The 904-nt window shown below is 78.1% G+C and carries 1 protein-coding gene; it reads left to right on the top strand.

The window, feature by feature from the left end; genetic code table 11:
* Positions 1-176 precede the first annotated feature (176 nt).
* The gene (locus KS423_RS46345) at positions 177-575 is read left to right on the top strand and encodes a recombinase family protein (protein ID WP_224285641.1); all 399 of its coding nucleotides are present in this window, start codon (positions 177-179) and stop codon (positions 573-575) included.
* The last annotated feature ends 329 nt before the right edge of the window (positions 576-904 follow it).

Genomic DNA, 904 nt, shown 5'->3' with positions numbered 1-904 from the left:
GACGGCCGGGACGCGGGCGGCGCCCGGGGCCTGCGGGGCCTGGCGCCGCCTGCCCGGCGGCCGCGCGATTGGGTGGCGACCGCTATTGATCCCGCACTGTTCACCGGGGCCTGCTGGAGTGGACGGGTTCTCCCCCACCCCGTCGCACTCCTCGCCGAACAGGTCAGGTGAACGACATGGCCGACCGCCCCCTCCCGCCGACCCGCCGCCCGGCCCGGGCCGCGCTGTACCTGCGCTGCTACCCCGCCGACCCGGCGGGGCTGGAGTACCAGCGCGCGGCACTGGAGCGCCTGGCCCGGCAGCGCGGCCTGCCGGTGCCCGGCGCGTTCCTGGACGACGGGGTGCGCTCCGGCGACCGGCGCCCCGCCCTGGAGCGGCTGCTGGAGCGGGCCGGGCAGGGCTGGGTGAACGTGGTGCTGGTGCCCGGGCCGTTCGTCTTCTCGCTGGACGACCACAGCGCCCGGGCGACCGTGCGCCGGCTGGAGGCGCTGGGCTGCACGGTGCTCGAACTGCCCGGCCGGGGCGTTCTGCCGCACCGGCTGCCGGTCCCCGCCCGTACCGCACGTATCGCCTGAACGCCCAGCCCCGCCCGTCCCGGGTCCTGGTGCGCAGGCGGCGACCCGACGGGTACCGCCGGGAGCCGTCACGGCATGATGTGCCCATGGCCTTCGCACCCCTCCTCGGCGAGCGCCGCGCACCCGAACCAACCGGACGGCCGTGAGTCGGCCCGTCGAGCCGGGATCGCCCGGCGCCGGATTCGCGTTCGTGGGACGTCGGCCGGAACTGGACCGTCTGACCGGGGCGATGCTCCGCCCGCCCGCCGTGGTGCTGGTCGAGGGCGAGGCCGGCCTCGGCAAGTCCCGCCTGGTGGCCGAGGCCGCGGCCGGCGCGGCCGCGGCGGGCC

This window comes from Streptomyces sp. LS1784 (genome assembly GCF_020103755.1).
In the GTDB taxonomy this organism is placed as follows: Bacteria; Actinomycetota; Actinomycetes; order Streptomycetales; family Streptomycetaceae; genus Kitasatospora.
The sequence above is the reverse complement of the archived record's forward strand: the minus strand, read 5'-3'. Positions and strand labels throughout refer to the sequence as shown.